10 protein-coding genes are annotated in these 23,670 nt (G+C 66.7%); 6 read left to right on the forward strand and 4 right to left on the reverse strand.

The window, feature by feature from the left end; genetic code table 11:
- Positions 1 to 72 precede the first annotated feature (72 nt).
- Entirely contained in the window at positions 73 to 1,392 is a 1,320-nt protein-coding gene (locus tag AB0M93_RS00370; protein WP_364266327.1) for a recombinase family protein, read from the reverse strand.
- A 722-nt stretch (positions 1,393 to 2,114) separates the two neighbouring features.
- Here AB0M93_RS00370 and AB0M93_RS00375 point away from each other — a divergent pair.
- From AB0M93_RS00375 to AB0M93_RS00390, 4 genes are all read left to right on the forward strand, one after another.
- The gene (locus tag AB0M93_RS00375; protein ID WP_364266330.1) at positions 2,115 to 2,786 is read left to right on the forward strand and encodes a hypothetical protein; all 672 of its coding nucleotides are present in this window, start codon (positions 2,115 to 2,117) and stop codon (positions 2,784 to 2,786) included.
- 357 nt (positions 2,787 to 3,143) lie between these two features.
- A complete protein-coding gene (locus tag AB0M93_RS00380; protein WP_364266333.1) occupies positions 3,144 to 7,289 on the forward strand; it encodes a LamG domain-containing protein in 4,146 nt (1,381 codons plus the stop codon).
- A gap of 105 nt (positions 7,290 to 7,394) precedes the next feature.
- Positions 7,395 to 14,060 carry an RHS repeat-associated core domain-containing protein gene (locus AB0M93_RS00385; RefSeq protein ID WP_364266336.1) on the forward strand — a complete coding sequence of 2,222 codons (6,666 nt, stop codon included), beginning with the start codon at positions 7,395 to 7,397 and terminating at the stop codon, positions 14,058 to 14,060.
- Positions 14,060 to 14,461 (forward strand): hypothetical protein, encoded by a 402-nt coding sequence (locus AB0M93_RS00390; RefSeq protein WP_364266339.1) that lies wholly within the window; start codon positions 14,060 to 14,062, stop codon positions 14,459 to 14,461. Before AB0M93_RS00385 ends, AB0M93_RS00390 begins: the two co-directional genes overlap by 1 nt.
- A 107-nt stretch (positions 14,462 to 14,568) precedes the next feature.
- Here AB0M93_RS00390 and AB0M93_RS00395 read toward each other — a convergent pair whose 3' ends face one another.
- A complete protein-coding gene (locus AB0M93_RS00395) occupies positions 14,569 to 14,817 on the reverse strand; it encodes a hypothetical protein (protein ID WP_364266341.1) in 249 nt (82 codons plus the stop codon).
- A gap of 656 nt (positions 14,818 to 15,473) precedes the next feature.
- Positions 15,474 to 16,895 carry a recombinase family protein gene (locus AB0M93_RS00400; RefSeq protein WP_364266344.1) on the reverse strand — a complete coding sequence of 474 codons (1,422 nt, stop codon included), beginning with the start codon at positions 16,893 to 16,895 and terminating at the stop codon, positions 15,474 to 15,476.
- Between the two features lie 381 nt (positions 16,896 to 17,276).
- Here AB0M93_RS00400 and AB0M93_RS00405 point away from each other — a divergent pair, with 381 nt between their 5' ends.
- Together AB0M93_RS00405 and AB0M93_RS00410 are read left to right on the forward strand one after the other, a co-directional pair.
- Entirely contained in the window at positions 17,277 to 22,040 is a 4,764-nt protein-coding gene (locus AB0M93_RS00405; protein WP_364266347.1) for a beta-ketoacyl synthase N-terminal-like domain-containing protein, read from the forward strand.
- The gene (locus AB0M93_RS00410; RefSeq protein WP_364266350.1) at positions 22,037 to 22,612 is read left to right on the forward strand and encodes an AAA family ATPase; all 576 of its coding nucleotides are present in this window, start codon (positions 22,037 to 22,039) and stop codon (positions 22,610 to 22,612) included. The genes AB0M93_RS00405 and AB0M93_RS00410 overlap by 4 nt, the downstream gene beginning before the upstream one ends.
- Here the strand turns inward: AB0M93_RS00410 and AB0M93_RS00415 are convergent.
- Positions 22,548 to 23,666: an LLM class flavin-dependent oxidoreductase gene (locus tag AB0M93_RS00415; RefSeq protein WP_364266353.1), complete on the reverse strand. Its 1,119-nt coding sequence runs from the start codon at positions 23,664 to 23,666 to the stop codon at positions 22,548 to 22,550. The two genes, AB0M93_RS00410 and AB0M93_RS00415, sit on opposite strands and share 65 nt — an antisense overlap.
- Between the last annotated feature and the right edge of the window lie 4 nt (positions 23,667 to 23,670).

The raw sequence follows: 23,670 nt of genomic DNA on the forward strand, positions 1-23,670 counted from the left end.
TGTTCAAGTCCTCGGACACAGTATTACCCCACGGATCGCGAAACGTGATCTTGAAGCACGGTCGATCGTAGGTTAGCTTGAGTCGATTTCCTGCAGTCGCCATCCGGCGTGGTCATAGACGATGATCTTTCTTGAGTCGCGCAGCGCCGCTGCCACGCGTCTGTGTCGTGGTGGATCAAGCTCCGGTGTGGTGTGGCAGTCGTTGCCTTCATCTCCGAGTCGGATGCTGATCTCGTCGACGAGATGGTCTTCGCGGATGTAGAGCGTTTTTGGTCGGGGCTGGCCGGCGCGTTGGGTGCTGGTGTGGCCGTGGCGGCAGCGGTAGGTCGGACGTCCGTGGTTCCAGTGCGAGTCCAGCCGCCGGTCGCAGACGCCGCAGTGGATCAATCCGGCCAAGGCGAACCGGCGAGTCCGGCCGTCAGTGGCTGGTCGCGTCGCGCGTATCTGCTGCGCGGCGACGAAGTCCTGCTCCGTGACAAGAGCCGGGTGTGCAACCTTCGCCGACAGTGCCGGCGTTGAGGCTGGGCCGCTGTTGTCGGTGGCGCGGCGGTTCCAGGTCTGGCGGCCGGTGTAGCGCGGGTTCGCCGGGATCACGGCGACCGTACGCAGGGTCCAGGTCCTGCGGGTCCGGTGGCGGTTGCGGTCGGGGTCGGCGCTGGACGGGCAGGGGACACGGCGCTCGTTGAGGTGTCGCGCGATGCTCGCGACGCTGTGTCCGGCCAGGCGTTGCCGGAACATCCAGGCGACGTGTGGTGCGGTTCGAGGGTCGGGTGCGAGTCGCTGGAGGCGTCGGCCCCAGCGGGCGTCGACGGGATTGGGGTGCGGGCCGGCGTCGACGAGACGGTAGCCATACGGTGGCCGGCCGCCGAGGTACCGGCCCTGCTGGATGGTTTGGTTGCGCATCGTCGCCAGCACCCGGTGGCGGGCGCGGAGCACTTCGCGCTGCGACTGGGTCGCGAGAAGCGACAACAGCGCTCGGTGATCGCGGTTAGCGAGATCGACTGGACCTCCTGTCTCGGGCAGCCACAGCTGGAGGCCGTGCCGGGTGCACCAGGTGTAGAGGGTGGCGAACTGGGTGCCGGTGAAGGCGCGTTCGTACTCGCCGATCACGATCGCGTCGATCACGGATTCTGGGCTCGAGGCCGTGGTCATGAGCTGGGCAGCTTGGGGTCGTTGCCGCCATGGGATGCGACGTGAGGTGCCGGCGTCGAAGTAGGCGGTGGCGACCTGGCCGTGGCCCGCGACCAGCTCATCGGCCATGTCGCGTTGCCAGCCTTGTGACGACACGCGGTCTTGATGACGGGTGGTCGACGTGCGGCCGTAGAAGGCGAATCGCAGGCCGTTCACATGGACATTTGTGGATGCCGGGCCAGTCTGGTTCTTGCTGTTCATCCACTGCGCGAGTAGGTCCGTAGCGTCGTTCGCAGGAGGGGACTGGGGCGGGTGTGGTCGATGCGGATGCACGTTGGACCGATGGTGAGGCTGACGCCTTATGACGGCGTAGTCGAGTTCGTTCGCCCGTTCGGCGCAACCGACCGGTCCGCCCATGCCATATAACGACATATAAGACGAGGGTTGACGCGATTAGTACTTGAATGCCGCGGCTTGCTCATCTGTCATGGGCGCGTCGACCGACCCGGCACGAGCGCCTGCTGGCCAAAGTCGGCGCTTGCCTCGATCTTGGCCACTACCTCGAGGCAATGCTCCGCAAGCGCGGCGCTCTGCCCGGCGCGACTGCGCTGGGGGCAGGCCCACTGGGCGGCAAGTTCACCCCGGTTTGCGACGTTGTAGTAATCCAGCTGCGGGCGGACGTGGGCGCCTACAGCAGGCGGTCCGGAGCAGTGACTTCTGGCTGCTCGGTGTGTTGGGCAGGTGGGTGCGGGAGGGTGGTTGTCCCTCTATCCGCTGCACGCCAGCTACCCGACGACGACAGTCACTGAACCGTGAGTGGTACAGGGCCGTCGGATAGGCACGAGATTCGTCTTGATTGTCACTTGCAGTGCAGGTCGGATCCTATCGGCTTGACCAACATGTAGACGTGGTCGGTGGTCGGGAAGGTGGCACGTAACACCGGCACGGGGGTAGGCGATCAAGCTGCGGACTAGGGGGGGAACATGTTCAAGGTTGTCGTGCTCGTCGGTCTGGCTGTGCTTCTTGCCGGTTGCTCCGGCCCGGAGGTCGCCACCACGCCGTCTTCGTCCGCGTCGCCAGTGCCGGCATCGACGACGAAGACGTCGGCGACGCCGGTTGCGAAGGATGTCACGGTCTACCTGCCGACCTACGACGAGGTGAAGGGCGCAGGGTTGGCCGTTCAAACGCAGCCGGTCGTGTACACCATCGGTCCGCACACACCGTTTCACCTCGTCAACGCGTGCGGTGGTCTGCCCTCGGACCCCTTGGCGCAATGGGCGGCTCAGGGCATCAGCTACATACCCGGGGGCGGGAAGGGCAACGTCCACCAGCTGGTGGGCGAGTATGCAGGACTGACCGGCGCCGACGTGGTCGCCAGCGTCAAACAGGCGATCAGCTGCCGGACGGTGACCATCCAGGATGAGCAGTACTCGATCGTCGGTGACTTCTCGGTGCCCGGACTGGCCGACCCGCAGGCGGGGTTCTGTGCGAGCCTCCGCACCCACAGCCTGGTGCACTGCGTCCTGGTGCTGGGCCACGCGAACCGGGCCACGTCGATCACCTTCGCGGGAGCCTGGAACGACAACCTGAAAGCGGTGAAGGCTTTTGCAACCAGGACTGCGCCGCTGTACGTGCCAGCTTTCGAGCGTGACTGATCCGCCCGGCCTGTCCTTGCGTCAACGACTCAATTGTCCGATTTGCCGTAATCGCGAGCATTCGTAGGACGGTTTCGCCGGATTTATACGCCTGATGGTCTATTCCGGATCGTCGGCCGGTTTGACAGGGTGATCATGGGTCGTCGGGGGCCCGGCTGTGTGCTGGTTGCTCTGGGCGAGGGGGATCTCGTGCGTTCTGTCGGTGCGCCTTGGCGCGCTCTTTTTCTCTGCGCGGCTATGGCTGTGGGGACTGTGGTGACCGTCGCGCCGGCTCAGGCAGCGACGTCGGTCCCCGATTCGGCTCCTGACCAAGTCACGGCGGCTGCCTATGCCCGGGAGGGTGGTAAGCCGGTCGAGGTGAGCTCGGAAACCACCGAGACGTCGCAGACCATGGCCAATCCGGACGGTTCGTGGACGATGACGCAGTACGTTCACCCGGTTCGGGTGAAACAGGCCGCCGGCTGGACGCCGGTCGACACCACGCTGGTGCATCGAGCGGATGGCTCGATCGGGCCGAAGGCGGTCACCGTCGATGTCAAGCTCAACTCCGGCGGCGCCGGTTCGGCTGCCGCACCGATCGTCCAAGAGGGGCACGACGGCAAGGAGGTCGGGCTGAAATGGGGCAGTGACCTCCCGACGCCCACGTTGGACGGCGACACGGCCGTGTACGCCGAAGTGCTGCCGGGCGTCGACCTCACCGTGAAGGCAGCGCCTCAGGGGTACACGGAGAACCTGGTCATCAAGACGCCGGTGGCGGCGAAGGACTCGCGGCTGCGGGAGATTTCGTTCGGGTTGCACACCCGGAACACCACCGTTTCGGTCGCCGAGGGGGAAGGCCGCGGTACTCCGGCGCAGAGTGCCCCGGCGGACGGGCTCGAGGTCAAGGACGCAGCCGGGCAGGTGGTCTTCGCCGGGGACGCGTCCCGGATGTGGGACTCGACCGGTGCCGGTTCGCCCGCGGAACAGCAGCTGGGTGAAGGCGGCGGCCGCCGCGAGGCGGTGATGGATGTCGCTCTCGCGCAGGACAAGGTGACCATCAGCCCGGACCAGGCGTTCCTGACCGATCCGGCAACTCGGTATCCGGTGTCCTTGGACCCGGACAACTGGTGTACGTCGTGCGGGATCCAGTCGCATGTGGTGGTGCAGTCCGGCTATCCAGAGGCGAGGAACTGGAACGCGTCGACGGGGGACCTGTCGAATCTCAAGGCGGGCTACGAGAACTACGACACTGCCGGTACGTCGCGGTCATACATCCAAATGGATTCGTCGCGGCTCGCCGGCACGGTCGTGCACAGCGCCACGGTGAACACCACGATCCAGCACAGCTACAGCTGTTCTCCGGCGCCGACCGGGTTGTGGCTGGCGAATGCCGCGAGCCCGGATACCCGGTGGGCGGCTCAGCCTGGCTGGGGCTACCAGCTGTCGACCATGAACGTCGCGAACTGCAACGACGCCGGGGGCGTCGTCGGCCAGTTCGACGCCACCCGCGCCGCGAAGGACGCGGCCGCGAACCGGTGGGCGAGTACGTGGTTCATGCTGGGGGCGGCCAACGAGGGCGACGGGATGGCTGCGTGGCGGCGGTTCGACCTCAACCCTTCCTTCCAGGTGAATTACGACTCCTACCCGAACCCGCCGGCGAGCCTGTCGATGCAGAACGGTCTCCTGCCGTGCACCTCCGGTGCGAACCGGCCTTGGGTGTACACGAAGACGCCGCAGATCGCGGGCCGCGTGTCCGATCCGGATGGTGGCACCGTCTACGCGAAGTTCGCCCTCGCCTACGGGGCGCTGGGTCACAACGTCTACGTGCACGAGAACGCCGCCAATCTCGTGTCAGTAGGCACGGCGGGGCCGAATCAGGGGGCGACTGCGCAGCTCGCCGCGGTGCCGGCGGGGTGGATCAACGAGGACGGTATCTACAACTGGTCGATGCAGGCCTACGACGGTGAACTGTGGTCGAACTGGGTCGGCAACTGCGAGTTCACCGTGGACACCCAGGTACCCAAGGCACCCGTGGTGGCGATGGCGTCGTCGACCGATCCCAAGGTCCAGGGCGATGCGGTGGAGTTCAGCGTCTGGACCGGCATGGCCACCGAGAACTTCTACGACATCGACCACTTCATTTACACCACCGACGGTTCCGAGCCGCAGACTCAGGGGTCGCCCACCGCACCAGCGGTTCAGGGAACCGACGCCAACGGCAAGATGGTCGCCACGACGGCGATCAAGGCGGTGGCGGCCAACGGCAACCAGAATCTGATCAAGGTCAAGTCCGTCAACAAGGCCGGGACACCCAGCCCCAACGCCACGTGTGTGGTGCTGCCGAACTCCAACCCGGCACTGGATGGACCCTCGTGCTCGTACCACGTCCAGCCGCTGATCCCCAGCAAGAACCTGGTGGCGGCCTGGGGCGCCGACGAACCGTCCCGCTCGACGCTGACCGACACCGCGTCGTCCACTCCCGGCAACGCGGGACTGCCGGCGCACCCGGCAACGATCTCCGGCGGTGTCACCCCCGGGCCGGGCTACGACCACGGCAACAGCTGGACCCACCCCGACACGAACGGCTACAGCGACGGCGGCAAGGGCAGTCTCACGTTCGACGGAACCACCGGCTACGCCCAAACCGGTGACCGCGTGCTCGACCCGGCGAAGTCCTTCGCGGTGGCAGCCTGGGCGAAGCTCAGTGACATGACCCATTCGCAGACCGTCATCGCCCAGGACGGCACCCAGTCGATGGCGTTCGCGCTGCAGTACAACAAGGATCGGAACGCCTGGGCGTTGCGCGTCACGGCCGGGGATTCGGCGACGCCGACGGCTGTCTGGGCCTTTTCGAGCGGGCCGCCTCAAGCCGGGGTGTGGACCCATGTGGCGGGGACGTATGACGCGTCGACCCAGGTCGCCACGCTCTACGTCGACGGCGCGAAGCAGAGCACCGTGATGGCCCAGCCGTGGGCCGCGACCGGACCGGCGGTGCTGGGCGCAACGAAGTGGGCCGGCGCTCGCGCCGACTTCTTCCACGGGGCGCTCGACGACGTCCAGGTGTGGCAGCGGCCCCTGTCGGGGCAGGACGTGCACGACCTGGCCAACACCGTGGTTCCGCTGGCGAACTACGGCCTCGCCGAAGGATGCGGACCAGAGCTGATCTCCACGACATCGCGGATCCCGTCACTGCAGACGAACTGGACGCTGGGGGAGACCAGCGGCAACACAGCGGCCGACAGCACCGGGCACGGTCACACCGCCACGCTGACGGGCGGGTTCGCCCGGGTGCCCGGGCACGACGGCGGCGGGTTGCAGCTCGACGGCGTGAGCGGCTACGGAACCACCAGTGGACCGGCGGCGAACACCGCGGACTCGTTCACCGTTTCGGCCTGGGTCAATGCGGCGGACCTCAACACGGACTACACCGTCCTGTCACAGGCTGGGACCACCGCGGCCAACTTCGTGCTGCGCTATGACAAAGCAGCGAATCGCTGGGCGTTCGGCATGACTTCGGCCGACGACCCCGCCGCCACCCGGATGTGGGCGGTCGGCAAGTCGGCACCGCAGGCCGGGACCTGGACGCTGCTCACCGCGGCGTTCGACGGCCCGACTTCGCACCTGCGCCTCTCGGTCAACGGGATCCACGAGGCCGACGCCACGGCCTCGGGAGCCTGGACGGCGAACGGGCCGCTTCTGCTCGGGGCGGAGCCCGGCGGGAAAACCCCGTTCAAGGGTGTTGTCGACGAAGTTCGTGTCTGGTCCGCGGCCCTCACCGACGACCAGGTCGCCGCGACGAACGGGTTGCGCTACCTCGACGCCGTGACGCAGACCGCCGCGACTGCCACGGGCGGCGTGAAGCTCGCGGCCGAACCTGACAGCGGTGGCACACCGGTCGCTTGCGCGGCGCAGTTCGACAGCTCCGGGTCCGGCCGGATCACCGGATCGCGCCCGGTGAACCTGCGGACTGAGAAGTCTTTCACCGTGGAAGGCTGGGTCAAGCACACCTGGACGGCCGCCGACGTCGCCGCGCACGGCCCGGTGGATGCCGCCACCCGCACGATGATCAGCACGGACGAGTCGCAGTACTCGCCGTTCTTCCTCAGCTACCGCCCCTACAAGGACGCGAGCGGACGTGATCACGGTGCGTGGAGCCTGATCGTCACCGTGCCCACGGCCAATGGAATCTTCGCCTCGACCGAGTACAGCGACGTCGACGCCGTCGACAACCAGTGGACCCACCTCGCGGCGACCTACGACGTGTCCACCAAGACGATCGCCCTCTACGTCAACGGCGTGCTGCAGCACGGGTTGTTCTACACGGGCTCCGGAAACGCGACCGGGGTGAACGTGGGCGCCAGCACCGGAAGGCTGCTTCTGGGCAGCGGGGTGTGGACCGGTCAGAACACCAACAATCTCATCGGCGCTGTCGCCGGAGTCAGGGTCTACTCCGGTGTGCGAAGTGGCGTCGACGTGCGGAACGACTCCGTGAACGACGATCCCCGGCTGCTGTTCCAGAACTGAACCCACCGCGGCCACATCGAATCTTCAGAGGGCGGAACAGGTATGCGGACATTCTCGAGGACGAGCAGACGGGTCAGAGCCGTCGCCGGAGCAGTTGTCGTCGTATTGCTGGGGACGGGTCAGCAGGCGGTCGCGGCTCCGGCCGCACCGGGGTGGCACGGGCTCGGCTGGGATCTGCCCGCGCTGCAGCAAACGGATTCCGTGGACGTCCAGCCCAGCGGACTGAGCGCTGCTCCGGTCGCGATGGCTGCCGCGCCGACGCCGTCGGTGTCGTGGCCGGCCGCCGCGGCAGCCGACGTCGCGCTGCCTCCGGCCGGCGTGGGTAAGGCCATATCGCCGCTTCCGGTCACCATTTCCCGCAAGGGCGGAGATTCCGGGGTGCGGCACGCCGAGGGATCGGTGCGGGTCGAGGTGCTCGGGAAGGCCGACGCGGACCGCAGTGGTGTACGCGGAAGCCTCGTTCGCCTGTCCGCCCTGAGCGGCGACACCACCGGACCGCTCGACGTCGACGTCGACTACCGGTCGTTCGCCTCCGCCTACGGCGGTGACTACGGCGGCCGGCTTCAGCTGTTCCGGTACCCCGGGTGCGTGCTCACCACCCCGGACGTGCCGCTGTGTCGTCAGAAGACGTCGCTGGCCTCGCGCAACGACTCGGGGGCCGGTCACGTTACTGGGCAGGTCGGCTTCGCGGCGGCCGAGACTTCCGCTGTGGTGGCCGCCGAGGCCGGCGACAAGGGGGACGGCGGGGACTTCAAGGCCACCGACCTCAAGCCGTCGGGGTCGTGGAGTTCGGGCGGATCCACGGGCGCGTTCACGTACTCCTACCCGCTGAAGACGCCTGCGGGCCCGAGCGGCACCGGTCCGGCATTGAGCCTGGACTACTCCTCGGATGCCGTGGACGGGTTGACCTCGGCGTCGAACAACCAGGCATCGGCGATCGGGGACGGCTGGGCCCTGTCCGGCGGCGGATTCATCGAACGGTCGTACAAGTCGTGCGCGGACGACCTCGGCGGGAACAACGGGCAGAACAAGCAGAACGGTGATCTCTGTTGGTTCTCCGACAACGCGACCCTGTCCTTCGGCGGGACCAGCGACATGCTCGTGCACGACAAGGACCACCCCGAGAGCTGGCACACCAAGATCGACAAGGGTGCGAAGATCGAGAAGCTCGCCAACGCCGCGAACGGCGCCCAGGGCGGCGAGGCGTGGAAGCTGACCACGGTCGACGGCACGCAGTACTTCTTCGGCCTCAATCACCTCCCCGGCTGGCAGCAAGGCAATCCGGAAACCCGCTCGACGTGGACCGAACCGGTGTACAGCAACAACAGCGGGGAGCCCTGCTACCACGCCGCCTTCGCCGATTCGCTGTGCGCCAGCACGGCATGGCGCTGGAACCTCGATTACGCGGTCGACACGCACGGCAACGCCACGGCCTACTACTACGATGTCGAAAACAACGCCTACGCGGTCAACGGGAACACCGCCGCACCCAGCGCGTACGTCCGTGGCGGCTCCCTCGCCCGCGTCGAGTACGGCTTCAACACCCGCGTCGCCAACGTCTACACGACGCCCCCGGCACGAGTTCTCTTCGATACGACAGAGCGGTGCGTACCGACCAGCACCTTCACGTGCGACCCGGCTCAGCTGACGAAGGACAACGCAACACGCTGGCCCGACGTCCCGTTCGACCGCATCTGCGCCACGGGCGCCAAATGCCTCAACGCGTCCCCGACGTTCTTCAGCCGCAAGCGCTACAAGACGATCACCGCGCAAGTCACCGACGGCGCGGGCGGCTGGAAACCGGTCGTGTCGTGGACGCTGGCGCAGTCCTTCCCGACTCCGGGCAGCGGCGGCAGCCCCGCCCTCTGGCTGGACTCGATCACCGAGACGGGCCTGGCCGGTTCGTCGAGCACCAACCCGCCGATTTCATTGCCGCCGACGACGTTCCACGGCGTCCCGAAGGCCAACCGGGTCAACACGACGACCGGGTACACGGCTTTGACCCGGCAGCGGGTCGACTCGGTCACCAACTCGACCGGTGGCGTCACGTCCGTCACCTACGCCGAGCCCGAGTGCGTCACCGGGGTGAAAATGCCGGCCGCCCCTGAAAGCAACACCCTCGCCTGCTACCCCGTCTACTGGACACCGGGCGGTGCGACCGACCCGATCCTCGACTGGTTCAACAAGTTCCCGGTCACCGAAGTACACGAAGACGGCAAGACAGCGTTGTCCCAGCAAATCGTCACCCACTACGACTACCTCGGTGGCGCAGCCTGGCACCACGACGACAACCCCCTGGTCAACCCGAAGTACCGGACCTGGTCGCAGTTCCGCGGCTACGGCGACGTCAAGACCACCAAGGGACAGGCAGCCGGGGACCCGTCCGGCCCGCGCACCGTCACCGAAACCCGCTACCTGCGGGGCATGGACGGCGCTTCGGTGTCCAGTTACTGGGGCGAAAGCGTCACCGATCGCGACCAGTACGCCGGATACGTCCGGGAGGAACTCACCTACCTCGACGGCAAGGTCATCGAGGAGCGGCTCAGCGATCCCTGGCGGAGCAACGACGCCACCGCTACCGACACCGATGGGTTCCAGTCCTTCTACACCGGTACGGCGGTCCAGCGGACACGGACGTGGATCGACGCCGCGCAGCAGTGGCGGGTCAGCCGGAAGAAGTCCACGTTCGGTGACTACGGCTTCGAGATCGCCACGGAGAATGCAGGAACGCTCAACGGTGACATGCCTGCTCCGGACCAGGTGACGTGTACGACCACGACCTACCTCGCGAACCCCGGCAGCTGGCTGCTGAACGCGGTGCAACGGTCGCAGACGTTCGCCGGCACCTGTGACGCACCGGTGACGGGCACGAACATCATCTCCGACACAAAGAACTCCTTTGACACCTCGTCATACGGAATTCCGCCGACGATCGGCGACGTCACCCAGACCGATGTCCTCGACAGCTGGCCGTCCGGCGGAGACGAGCAATTCCAAAGCCCCGCGCACACGGCGACGTTCGACAAATACGGCCGCAGCCAGACCGTGGCCGACCACCGCAACCTCCCGACGCGCACGGTGTATACGCCGGAGACCGGTGGCCCGGTGACCCGCATCGCGACGACCACACCGCAGGTGAGTGCCACCGACACCAGGACCTTCACCTCGGTCAAGGAACTCGATCCGGTCAGCGGGGCGATCCTCGCCGAGACGGACAACAGCGGCCTTCGCACGGACGCGGCCTACGATCCCCTGGCCAGGCTCACCTCGGTGTGGAGCCCCGGGCACAGCAAGACGCAGCCCGCGTCGACGATCTACGTGTATTCGGTGACGGCGGACAGCGGGAAGGTCAGCTCGGTCGCGACCAAGACGCTGCTGGCCAATGGCTCGTACGCGACCAGCTACGCCATCGTCGACGGGCTGGGCAGGACGGTGCAAACGCAGACACCTACGCCCTACGCACAGGGCGGACGGCTGATCACCGACACTCTGTTCGACTCCCAAGGTCGTACTTCCATCACGCACAATGCTTATTGGAACGGTGCTTCGGGCCCTTCGGGGACGTTGCAGGTCGTCCAGGACAACGCCGTGCCGAACAGCACGTACACCACCTACGACAGCGCCGGCCGGACGACCGGTTCAGCGGTCGTGCTCAACGGCGCCGAGCAGTGGCGCACGACGACTCGGTACGACGGCGATCGCGCCGTGTCGATCCCGCCAGCCGGCGGGATCGCGACCGCGGTGGTGACCAACGGCCTGGGCCAGAACATCCGAACGATCCAGTACCGCGACCGCGACCACACCGGACCGAACGACCCGGGTGACGTCACCACCTACACCTACAAGCCGGCGGGGCAACTCGCCAGCGTCACCGACGCCACCGGCAAGAACGTCTGGACCGCGAGTTACGACCTGCACGGCCGCAAGTCCGCCGGCACCGATCCGGACACCGGTGCCACCTCCTATACCTACGACGACGTCGACCGGCTGTCCACGACGACCGATGCCCAGCACCGGACTCTCGCGTACACCTACGACAACATTGGCCGCCGGACCGGTGAGTACCAGGACACGGTGAACGGCACGAAGCTCGCCGAGTGGACCTACGACACGGTGCTGCCCGGTCAGCCCAGCGGGTCCACGCACTACGTCGACGGCCGCGCGTACTCCACTGCCGTCACTGGCTACGACACCGCTGGCCGCGTCACCGGCGTCCGCTACACGATCCCCGCCTTCGAGACCGGGCTCGGCGGAACCTACGACTTCGGGACCACGTACGACCCGTTGACCGGGGCGGTGGACACCACCACGAGCCCGCGCAAGGGCGGTCTCCCCGCCGAGACGATCAACCACGACTACGGTGTGCTCGGCCAGGCGAGCACGCTGGACACCGCGGTCGTCGGCGGTTCTCCGCTCCGCCTGGTGTCGGGCATTCAGTACAACCCCCAGGCGCAGGTCTTGCGCACCGACTTCCAGGACCCCGCGAGCCCGTATCAGCTGGCGGTGACGAACACCTACGAGAACGGCACCGGCAGGCTTGCCACCACGCTGGCCCAGCGCGCCACTACCACCGGACACGACATCACGAACCGGACGTACACTTACCGGCCCGACGACAACCTGACCAAGCTCGCCGACACACCGCAGGACGGTACCGCCGACGTCCAGTGCTTCCAGTACGACTGGTTGCAGCGGCTCACCGGAGCCTGGACCCCGAAATCGGGGGACTGCGCACCCGACCCGGTGGTCAGCGGACTCGGCGGCGCGGCGCAGTACTGGACGTCGTGGAACTACGACACCAGCGGCAACCGGATCAGCCAGGTCCAGCACACGACCGGCGGCGACGCCACCACGACCACGACCTACCCGGCGCCGGGGGACCCGCGACCACACGCCGCGCAGACCGTAACCGGGCCGGGCGGCTCGACCAGCAACACCTACTACGACGACGGTCGCACCAAGACCCGCGGCCCGGCCGCAGCCGGCCAGACGTTTGCCTACGACGCCGAAGGTAAGCTCGCCTCGGTCACCGAGGCCGACGGCAAAACCAGTACGTACGTCTACGACGCCGACGGCAACCGGCTGATCGCCCGTGACCCGGCTGGGGTCACCCTGACTGTCGGTGACCTCGAGCTGCGCGTCCCGGCGGGCGGCAGCTTCGCCACCGGCACCCGCTACTTCAGTTACAACGGCCGGCCGATCGCGGAGCGCAAGGCGACGACCGGGGTGTCCTGGTTGCTGACCGACCAGCAGGGCACGACGTACGCCAGCGTCGACGCGGCCGACCTGACGGTGCACAAGCGGTTCCAGGATCCCTACGGCCTCCCGCGGGGTGTCCCGGCGGGTCCGTGGGTGGACAACCATGGCTTCCTGGGCGGCTACCAGAACCCAACCGGGCTCACGCACCTCGGAGCCCGCGAGTACGACCCGAACACCGGCAGCTTCATCACACCGGATCCGCTGCTGGACCCCACCAAGCCGGCCCATCTCAACGCCTACACCTACGGGTTCGACAACCCGCTGGCCAACCCGGACCCGACCGGGCTCGAGCCGATGCTCAGCACTTGCCATGACGCCGATGACCGGCGCGCCTGCGCCAACTACGGCTACACGGCCAGCACCGGCAACGCCAGTGACGACAAGTATTACGGCAAATACAAGTCGTCGTCGATCTGGGGATGCAACTGGAGCCGCTACTGCCTGGCGAGGAACGTCGATGTCACGCGAAAGGGCAGCAAGCCTCCGACGCGAGAGCGCGCGGAGGCGATCTACCGGGAGTTCCACCACGAGGGCATGACGCTGCAGGAGATCGTGGAGCTCGGCTGGCAGATGACGGGTATCCCGGACACCATCGACTGCAGCAACGACCCATCCTGGGGCGCATGCCTTTCGGCTGCGTTGACGATCGTGCCGTACCTCAAGGGTGGGAAGGCGATCGTGGCGCTGGCGAACTCGTCGAAGCTGGGACGCGTAGCGCGTTTCGCGGGTGTCATCGACGACGCGGTCAAGGGCGAAGACGGGCTGTGGGACCTGGCCCAGGCGGCGTGCAAGGTCGCGCACAGCTTCACCGGCGACACGCGGGTGTTGATGGCGGATGGCACGACGAAGCCGATCTCCGAGGTGCAGATCGGCGACGAGATCGCCAACACGAGCCCGGACGGCAAGACGGTCGAGCACCATAAGGTGACCGCGGTTCACGTTACGCAGGACGACCACGATCGGGTAGACCTCCTGCTGGCCGGCAATGATGAGCCGATCCGGACAACCGAGCACCACCAGATCTGGGAGGCCCGTTCTCATCACTGGGTCGAGGCAGGCCAATTGCGAACCGGTGACCAGGTGCAGGCGCTCGTCGACAGCACGGCGATCGCTCGAGTCGGCCGGCACATTGAGGTCGGCCCTTCCTACGACCTGAGCATCGACGGTCTACACATGTATTATGTGTTCGCTAGTAGTGCTGCGGTGCTCGTGCATAACTGTCCGGCTGTCGCCGCGGACCGGGCATTGTGGCAATTGACAAAAGAAGGGTCGACGGCAAGGAAGCAGGGCGGTCCGTTCAATACTACTTTCTACAAGAGTGCGTCTGATCAAACTTGGTGGACAAGAGATGTTAAAGGTGACGGCGGGTCCGCTTTCAAGGTCTACCGCGAAACTGGTAAAGGGCTTGAGTGGATCGCTGATGCGGACAAATATGGCGACTATTTCACAAATAAGTGGAAGAGTGATGTCGGCAAGTTTATCCCGTGGTCCCAGTTGCGTGGGGTGAGATGATGATTACTTCGGCGGAGGAGTTCATTGAGCTGAGGTACAGTGAAAATGCCAGCGACTATAGGCGTGCGGCGACTGAGGCGGCGCCCATGGGTGTCTGGATGGATGTGCTTGAGCGGTATCCTGAGGCTCGCGTATGGGTGGCCCGGAACAAAGCTGTGCCGATTGAAATTATCGGCATTCTTGCGGGTGACTCGAGTGTGGAAGTGCGTTTCGCGGTGTCGATGAAAAGAAAACTGACTCCGGAGCTTCTTGCTCGTTTGGCTCGTGATACTGATGAGTCGGTGCGATTGCAGGTGGCGCGACACGAGAATACTCCGACGGAGGTCTTGGAATTTCTCTCCGAAGATGATTGGCAAGATGTTTCCGATGCTGCTAAAGGTCGACTCAGTGGCGCCGATTGAAGCTATTTATCCAGTTGTTCGAAGGTAAAAGGGCTCGCTGACGAGAGGGTCGGCGTGGTGCAGGTCGTTCTCGGCGAGGCAGTGCACGGCGAGCCCATACAGGTCGATCACGCGACGACCTCCCGCCCGCTGGCTGGCAGCGTGCACAGCTCCTGTACTGCTCCCAGGTGTAGTGCCAGCTGCTGGCCGATCTCGCCGAGGACGATTCTCGAAACGACCGGCGTCACCGCGGCCTCCCGGCTGCTCGACTGCGGCCGCCGGGACGAAGGACTTGCCGCTCTCCGGCAGGTCATCCACGACGAGATGACGACGCCGTCCCGCAAGGTGGCGTTCGGAGCGATGCCCGGCTGGCTCACCTTGCCCGTCCCGACGCCGACCCTACGTCTCCGGGATGATGGCCGAGGTGCGCCCGCTGGCGTTCCCCGCTGCCCTAGCTGGATTATGAGGCACGGGGCCTGCGACGTTCGCTGGGCGGGGTCGGACGAGACGCCGTCACACAATCGCTGACCGATGTGCTCGCGGCTCACGGCCGACCACGCGAGGACCGCTTCGAGGCAGCCCACTCGAGGGGCCTCTCGCTGATCTACTGCTGGACGCCGACACGTCCAAGCGAGCTGACTCAGCCCGTATTCGGCCGAGTAACCGTTCGTCGATCACCACGTCGGTCCAGGATGTTCGGGGTTGGATAGACCCGGTTTCCACTGCCGGTGGCGCTCGGCGACCGACCGGCAAAGGAGCAGCGGCCGCTAATGCTTTGCCAGCCGCCGAACTGCTCGTCAGCACTCCGGCTCCTGGCGGTCGCTGCTGGGAGGTACCGGAGGTCCCGCGCACGGGGCCGCCCGCTTGTCCCTGGTGGCTCGCTTCCTCGGATGCGTGTGCAGAAACCCTGAGCTACAGTAGACGCATGATCTCCCCGAACACGGGAGATATCCCACGTATGGGGGTTCAAGTCTCGGACACAGTATTACCCCACGGATCGCGTAACGCGATCTTGAAGCCGGGTCATCGTAGTTCAGCTTGAGTCGATCTCTTTCAGTCGCCATCCGGCGCTGTCGCAGACGACGTACTGTCCCGAATCGCGCAGTGCTATCGCGACGCGACTGCTCCGTGCCCGGGCAGACTTCAACCTGGCGTGGCCGTCATCGTCTTGAACGCCGAGCCGGATATGGATCTCGTCGACGAGGTGGTCTTCGCGGATGTAGAGCGTCTTCGGCCGCGGCTGGCCCGCGCACTGGGTGCTGGTGTGGCCGTGTCGGCAGCGGTAGGTCGGTCGCCCGTGGTTCCGGTGCGAGTCGAGCCGGCGGTCGCAGACACCGCAGTGGATCAAGCCGGCCAGGGCGAACCGGCGAGTCCGGCCGTCGCTGGTGGAGCGCGCTGCTCGGATCTGCTGGGCTGCGACGAAGTCCAGCTCGGTGACGAGCGCCGGATGCGCAACCTTCGCCGACAGCGCTGGCGTTGAGCCTGAGCCTTCCGATCCGGTAGCGCGGCGATTCCAGGTCTGCCGGCCGGTGTAGCGCGGATTCGCCAGGATCACGGCGACCGTGCGCAAAGTCCAGGCGCCGCGGGATCGGTGGCGGTTGCGGTCCGGGTCGGCACTGGACGGGCAAGGGACACCGCGCTCATTGAGGTGCCGGGCGATGCTGGCGACGCTGTGCCCGGCGAGACGCTGCCGGAACATCCAGCTCACGTGCGGCGCGGTTCGGGGATCGGGAGCCAGCCGTTGCAGCCGCCGGCCCCAGCGAGCGTCCGCCGGGTTGGGGTGCGGGCCGGCGTCGACGAGACGGTAGCCGTAGGGTGGTCGACCACCGAGATAGCGGCCCTGTTGGGTGGCCTGGTTGTGCATCGCGGCCAGGACGCGGTGGCGGGCACGGAGCACTTCGCGCTGCGACTGGGTGGCCAGCAGCGACAGCAGTGCCCGGTGATCGCGATTGCTCATATCGACCGGACCTCCCGTTCCCGGGAGCCACAGCTGGACGCCGTGCCGGGCGCACCAGGTGTAGAGGGTGGCGAACTGGGTGCCGGTGAAGGCACGTTCGTACTCGCCGATCACGATCGCGTCGATCATGGATTCTGGACTCGAGGCCGCGGTCATGAGCTGGGCAGCCTGTGTTCGCTGGCGCCACGGGATGCGGCGTGAGGTGCCGACGTCGAAGTAGGCGGCGATGATCTGACCGTGCCCGGCGACGAGGTGCTCGGCCATGTCGCGCTGCCACCCCTGCGACGACACGCGATCTTGATGGCGGGTGGTCGAGGTTCGGCCATAGAACGCGAACCGCAATCCACTGCGGTGGTCGGGGCGGGGAGCGGTCGTGGTTGTCGGCTTCTTGCCGTTCATCCACTGCGCCAGCAGGTCGGCCGTGCCGGCGGGTGGTGCGGCCAGGTGACGCGGGTGCGGTGGGATCACGCTGGACGGATGTCGCGGCCGTTGGGTCATGACGGCACACTCTGAGCCGTTCATCCGATCAGCGCAGTCGCGTCGTGTCATTACCGTATAGGTCGCTCGTGACTGCGCCTCATAGTCAATGACCGGCGGGCGTCGCTGGTCCGACGCCACCGCGTGCTGCCCAGATCCTCGTAGACGATCTCGGGTGCCCGGCTACGTCGAACCCGGGAATCAGAATTGTCACCGATGGCATTTCAAAGTGTGCGGATATCAGGAAAACTACTTTCGAGTAGGCTGCGTTTCTACTTAGAGTTTATTTGCCTGCGCCGAATGGGTGTTCCCGTGTCGAGAAGTGGTTGATGTAGTAACAGGACGATCGTCTCGATCGACGCCAGGGGCCGATACGTACAGTCACTTCAGTGAGGGGTTTTCATGTCGACAAATTTCTCCTCTCGCGACGTGCGTGCCGATTCTGAACCGATCGCGATAGTGGGTATCGGATGTCGATTTCCCGGCGAGGCATCGAGTGTCAAGCGGTACTGGTCTCTCCTTATTGACGAGGGTGACGCGTTGATCGATGTGCCTGCGGATCGATGGAGTATGGAAAAGTTCTATGATCCAGACTTGGCTGCGGGTAAAAGTCGTGTCCGGCGAGGTGGCTTTCTGTCTGAGCCTGTGGATGAGTTCGACGCATCGTTCTTCGGTATCTCACCGCGTGAGGCGGACTATATAGACCCGCAACAGCGCCTGCTATTGGAGGCTGCCTTCGAGTCAATCGAGGACGCCGGGATTCCGGTCGAACGGCTGGCAGGGCGCGTGGCGGGGGTGTTCATTGGTGGGTTCACCCTCGACTACAGTCAACTGCAATTCGCTGCCGCCGATCGCCACCGTTCCATGCTGCACGGACACACGGCTACGGGCGTGGTCATGACCATGCTGGCCAACCGCATCTCGCACGCGTTCGACCTACTCGGACCGTCCATGTCGGTCGACACGGCATGCTCTTCATCGCTCGTGGCCGTGCATCTGGCCTGCCAGTCGATCTGGCAAGGTGAAAGTGAACTGGCGTTTGCCGGCGGTGTGAATCTGATGCTCAGTCCGAATTTCACGATCACAGCCTCCCAAGGTGGATTTCTCTCCCCGACCAGTCGGTCCCGTGCCTTTCATGCTGAAGCCGATGGTTATGTACGTGGAGAGGGCTGCGGGGTCGTGGTACTCAAACCGCTCCGCCAGGCCAGCGCCGATGGTGACCGGATCTATGCGGTCATCCGAGGCACGGCCGTAGGTCAGGACGGGCACACCAACGGAATCACCGTGCCCAATGGCAAAAGTCAGGAACGCGCTATGCGCGCTGCTCTCCGCAGCGCCTGCATAGATCCGGAGACGGTCAGTTTTGTTGAAGCCCATGGCACCGGCACCCCGGTTGGTGATCCGATCGAGGCAAACGCTATCGGAAACGTTTACGGTGTGGGCCGGGGCGAGCAACGGCGATGCTTGATCGCCTCGGTCAAGACCAACATCGGGCACCTCGAGGCTGCCGCTGGCGTGGCCGGACTGATCAAAGCCGCACTGGTACTGCAACACGGCCAAGTCCCCGCGCACCTACACCTCACCACGATCAACCCCCGCATTGACCTGCCGGCGCTTGGACTCGACATTCCCAGGACGCTGGTCCCGCTCCCGGCAGCCGGACCGCTGGCGAGGGTCGCGGTCAACTCATTCGGCTTCGGTGGCACGAACGCCCACGTCGTCCTCGAGGCTGCCCCAACCCCGACACCTCCGCCGACCGCGGCGCCGATGCCCGGACTCGGCACCGTCATTCCGCTTTCCGCCCGCAGCATCCCATCACTGGCGCGTGTCGCCAGCCGGCTCGCCGATCTCATCGACGGAGGAATCGATCCGGACCAAGTTGGCGGTGCACTCGTTCGCCGCCGCAGCCAGCACACCCACACCCGCGCTGCGGTCGTTGCCGATGACCCTGCGAACGCCCAGGCCGCACTTCGTGCCCTCGCAGTTGGTCAGCCGCACGAGAGGCTGCTGACCACCACCACGGTTTCGTCTGCCCGATCCAAACTGGCGTTCGTCTTCACCGGCATGGGCCCACAGTGGTGGGGGATGGGACGCTCATTGCTGACCGGCAACCCGGTCTTCCGTGACGCGATCGAGCGCTGCGACACACTGTTCACCCCCCTGGCCGGCTGGTCGATTCTGGAAGAACTCGGGCGGGATGAGACCACGTCGCGGATGGCTGAGACACAGGTCTCCCAACCCGCCAACGCGGCTCTGCAGATCGGGCTGTTCGAGCTGTGGCGGGCGCTGGGGATCGAACCGGACGCGATCGTGGGTCACTCGGCTGGGGAAGTCGCCGCGGCATACGCCAGCGGTGCTCTGAGCCTCTCCGACGCGATGACCGTTGTGTATCACCGTGCCCGATTGCAGCAGCGCACCAGCGGGCAAGGTCGGTTATTGGCTGTCGGTTTGTCCCCCGAGCAGGCTGCTGCTCTGGTACCTGTACTGGCCGGGCGGCTTACCCTGGCCGCGAGCAACGGACCGTCCGCGGCAGCACTGGTCGGACCCGAGCCGGAGCTGCTGGCCTTGCAGCACCAGCTGCAGTCGCGCGAGGTGTTCGCGCGACTGGTCGATGGCGATGTGCCCTACCACGGCCCGGCGATGGATCCGCTGGAGACCGATCTCCGCTCGTGCTTGCACGGCCTGCGCCCGCGAGAACCACACATTCCGATGTACTCCACCGTCACCGGCCAGAAGCTGCACGAGCTGGCGCATGACGCCGGCTACTGGTGGCGGAACGTGCGCCAGCCGGTACTGTTTGTCGACGCTGCCAGAGCATTGATCGCCGATGGCCACACCGTCTTTGTGGAACTCGGACCGAACGCGGTGCTCGGTTCCGCGATCAGCGAGACGCTCAGAGCCGCGCGCGTGAGCGGCGTAAGCGTGCCGTCATTACGACGGAAACTGCCCGACTCCGAGAGCATGGCTACCGCCTGCGCACAGCTCTACCTGCACGGGCACAGTCCCGACTGGCCGGCTCTGCTGCCCGACGACGGCGCCAAACTGGAACTGCCCACCTACTCCTGGAATCGCGACCGGTACTGGATCGAGGACGAACGTTCCCGTGCCGACCGAATTGGCACGTTGGCCCACTCTCTGCTGGGCGTGCGCGCCGGGGAAGCGACACCGGTCTGGCATCGGGTACTTGATGGATCACGACCGGCGTATCTCGCCGACCACCACGTTCACGGCGCGAATCTTTATCCGGGCGCGGCATTCGTTGACATGGCCATGGCAGCCGCTCGGGAGGAGGGCCCCGCAGGACACTACCGTCTTCAGGACATCATCTTCCACGCGCCTGTGGCTTTGGGCGTCAGCACGCTAACGGAACTGCAGACGACCCTGATCCGCGAGACCGGTTCAGTCGAAATCAGCGGCCGGCTAACCCCACAGACTCCCTGGGTACGACAGATGAGCGCAACGGTTACAAACGCCCGTGGCGTTCTCGCCTATCACGGCCTGGCCGCCGCTCGAGACCGCTGCCTTGACGAGCGCACCGTGGATGAGTGCTACGCCATCTTCCGAACGGGCGGGTTCGACTACGGACCCCGTTTCCGGACCATCGCCGGCCTCTGGCTCGGCGCCGATGAAGCGGTCGCTCGGCTCGATCGCACAGCTCTCGGTGAGGCAGATCGATTCGGCCGTGTCGATGCCGTGCTCGATCCGGTCCTACTCGATGGTTGCTTCCAGCTGCTGCTGCCACTGGCGGAGCGGCGCGGTATTCCTCTGAGCTCAGTGATCCCAATGGGGGTTGAACGGATCGAGCATCACCAGGATGTCAAAGAGCTTGCTGGGTGCGGGGTAATCTGGGCTCACGCCCAGCTGACTCGTACCGAAGACGACCTGGTCGTCGGGGACATCGTGGCCACCGACGAACACGGTCGGGTCTTGGTCGAGGTCCGCGGATTCCAAGTTCGAGTCCTATCCGGAGACGGTTCGGTAAGCCGGCAAGGACGGCATTGGCTGTACGAGCTGTCCTGGGAACCACAAGCAGGCACCACTACCGAACCACTCTCGTCTGTCGCCGCGCATGACTCCATCGCGGAGCCGACGAGCTCGGGAACCTGGATCGTGCTCGCCGACCGAGATGGGAAGATCGCGGCACGGTTGCGTGAGCAGCTTGGCTACACTGGCGACAAGATCATCGTCATCCATTGGCCCGGCTTCGACTTCGGGGAAGCAGCGGGTACTGACACGACCCCGGTCGTGCTGGTGCCACCGGACGCGGTCGTCTCCGTCGACGTCCGCGGCGGCGGTCCGGCCACCCGCGACACCGCGGCCCTGGACCCTCGCCACCCGGCTCCGCGCGTCGGCGCGATCACCCTCACCGGCGGCAGCGCGTTCGGTCTCGCAGCCGCCGGGAGCGTGCTGGAATGGCTGGCCGAGCACCGCCCGGAGGCGACCACGGTCGTTCCGGCGGCGGCGTTGTTCGACCTCGGCCGCGGTGGCGACTTCCACGCCCGTCCGCACGCGGAACTCGGCGCCGAGGCCGTCCGCGCCGCGACGGACGGGCCGGTGGCGCAGGGCAACGTCGGTGCTGGAACCGGCGCGGTCAGTGCGGAGATGAAGGGCGGCGTCGGCACCGCGAGCACGGTGCTGCCGGACGGCACGGTCGTGGCGGCGCTGGCCGTGCTGAACTCCCACCACCCGGCGGTGGATCCGGCTTCGGGATTGCCCTACGGCTACTCGCTGGGTGCGACAGCCCGCGGCGACGCTGCCTGGCAGGAGTTTGCGCTGGCAGCGCCGGGCGAAGCGGCTCGTGTGGCGGCGCGGGAGCGGCTCGCGGCGTCGACACGCGACCGGGACACCCGGACCCCGCTCAACACGGTGATCGGCGTGGTCGCGACAACGGCGTCCCTCGACCCGGGCGCGGCGTACCGCTTTGCGGGCGCCGGCCAGGATGGGCTGGCGGTGGCGGTCCGTCCGGCCCACGGCGTCGCGGACGGCGACACGGTGTTCGCGGTGGCCACTGGAGCGACCAGCGCAGGTGCGACCCCGGAGCTGTTCGCGGCCGCGTCGAACGCCTTCGCCCGCGCGATCGTGCACGCGGTGCTGGCGGCGGAGTCGGTGACGACGGACTCGGGACACATCGCTGCTTACCGTGAGCTGTACCCCGGGATCGGATGACGCCGGCCTGCCTGATCGTGCTCGGCGGCCTGCCGGGCACGGGCAAAACCACCGTGGCCCGGCCGCTGGCGCGCGCCCTCGGCGCGGCCTACCTGCGGATCGACACGATCGAGCAGGCCCTGGTGGACTCCGGCGAGCTCACCGCCCCACCACGAGTCGCGGGGTATGTAGCCGGCTACGCACTGGCCCGCGACCAGCTCGGCAACGGCGTCGACGTCGTCGCCGAGTGCGTGAACCCGCTGAAGCTCACCAGGGACGCGTGGCGCGCGGCCGGCACCGGCTTCCCGGTCCTCGAAGTGGAACTCGTTTGCTCCGACCCGGCGGAACACCGCGCCCGTGTCGAGGGCCGGGTGAGCGATCTCCCCGGCCTCCGGCTTCCGACGTGGCAGGAGGTCGTCGCGCGGGAGTACGAGCCGTGGGATCGCGAGCGCCTGACCATCGACACGGCGTCGGTCGGCGCGACCAGGAGTGTGGAGGTCATCCTGGCCGCGTTGCGCCTCCACGGCTTCAGTGGTTCCAGTGTTCGGCGAGCAGCTCGTAGGACCGCACGCGGTCGACGTGGGCGTGGGTGATGGTCGTGACGACGAGTTCGTCGGCGCCGGTCGCCTCCTGCAGCTGTCGCAGCCGGGCAGTGACCGTGGCCGGTGAGCCGACGAACTGGGTGTCGACGCGGTCGGCGACCAGCGCGCGGTCCTCGTCGGTCCAATCGTGCGCGGCGGCTTCTTCCGGCGTGGGAAAGGGGATCGCGCCCTCGGCACGGCGGATGCTGCGCACCCACAAGCCGTAGCCCGAGGCCAGTTCCCGCGCGGTGGCGTCGTCGTCGGCGACGACCACGTCGGCCGACACCGCGACGTAGGGCCGTGGGAGCGCGTCCGACGGCTGAAAGGCTTTCCGGTACGCGTCGACGGCTTCGAGCACGCTCGACGGGCTGACGTGGTAGTTGGCGGCGAACCGCAGGGCGTTGCGGCCGGCGACGGACGCGCTTTGCCCGCCGCTGCTGCCGAGGATCCAGACCTGCGGCCGCGTGCCTTCGCCGGGCACGGCGTGGGCCTCGACTCCGTCGGCGGCGCGGTAGGTGCCGTGGAGCAGGGCGAGGATGTCGTCTACCTGCTCGCCGTAGTCGGGGGACTCGGCGCCGGGCTGCTGCAGGAGCCCGAAGGTCACCCCGAGGCGGGATGAGCGCGCCAGACCGCTGAAGTCGGGTTTCGGCGGGATCAGCAGGCCGTTGATCGTCTGCGCGGGCGCCGCCGGCCGTGTGGCCGCCGCGGCGTATTCGCGGACGAGCTGCTTGCCGCTGCGGCCGAGCCCGAGGTCGAGCCGTCCGGGGTGCAACGCGTCGATGAGGCCGAACTCCTCGACCGTGGCCAGCGGCGTGCGGTGGGCGAGCTGCACTCCTGCGGAGCCGAGCCGGATGCGTTCAGTGGCGCCCGCGACGAGCGCGATCAGGATCGGTGGGGACGCGCCGGCGACGCCCGGGTTGAGGTGGTGCTCGGCGAACCAGTAGCGCCGGTAGCCGAACCGTTCGGCCTGCCGGGCGAGATCGACGGTGTTGCGCACGGCTTCGGCGACGGTCGCGCCGGAGCTGATCGGGACGAGGTCGAGGACAGAGAGGGGGACTTCGGGCACGGGC

Origin of the sequence: Amycolatopsis sp. NPDC051102 (assembly GCF_040682815.1) — a bacterium.
Lineage (GTDB): Bacteria > Actinomycetota > Actinomycetes > Mycobacteriales > Pseudonocardiaceae > Amycolatopsis.

Coding starts and splice junctions, on each gene's coding strand:
- AB0M93_RS00370 (WP_364266327.1), bottom strand. CDS start 1,392: ATGAACAGCAAGAACCAGACTGGCCCGGCATCCACAAATGTCCATGTG.
- AB0M93_RS00375 (WP_364266330.1), top strand. CDS start 2,115: ATGTTCAAGGTTGTCGTGCTCGTCGGTCTGGCTGTGCTTCTTGCCGGT.
- AB0M93_RS00390 (WP_364266339.1), top strand. CDS start 14,060: ATGATTACTTCGGCGGAGGAGTTCATTGAGCTGAGGTACAGTGAAAAT.
- AB0M93_RS00400 (WP_364266344.1), bottom strand. CDS start 16,895: ATGACCCAACGGCCGCGACATCCGTCCAGCGTGATCCCACCGCACCCG.
- AB0M93_RS00405 (WP_364266347.1), top strand. CDS start 17,277: ATGTCGACAAATTTCTCCTCTCGCGACGTGCGTGCCGATTCTGAACCG.
- AB0M93_RS00410 (WP_364266350.1), top strand. CDS start 22,037: ATGACGCCGGCCTGCCTGATCGTGCTCGGCGGCCTGCCGGGCACGGGC.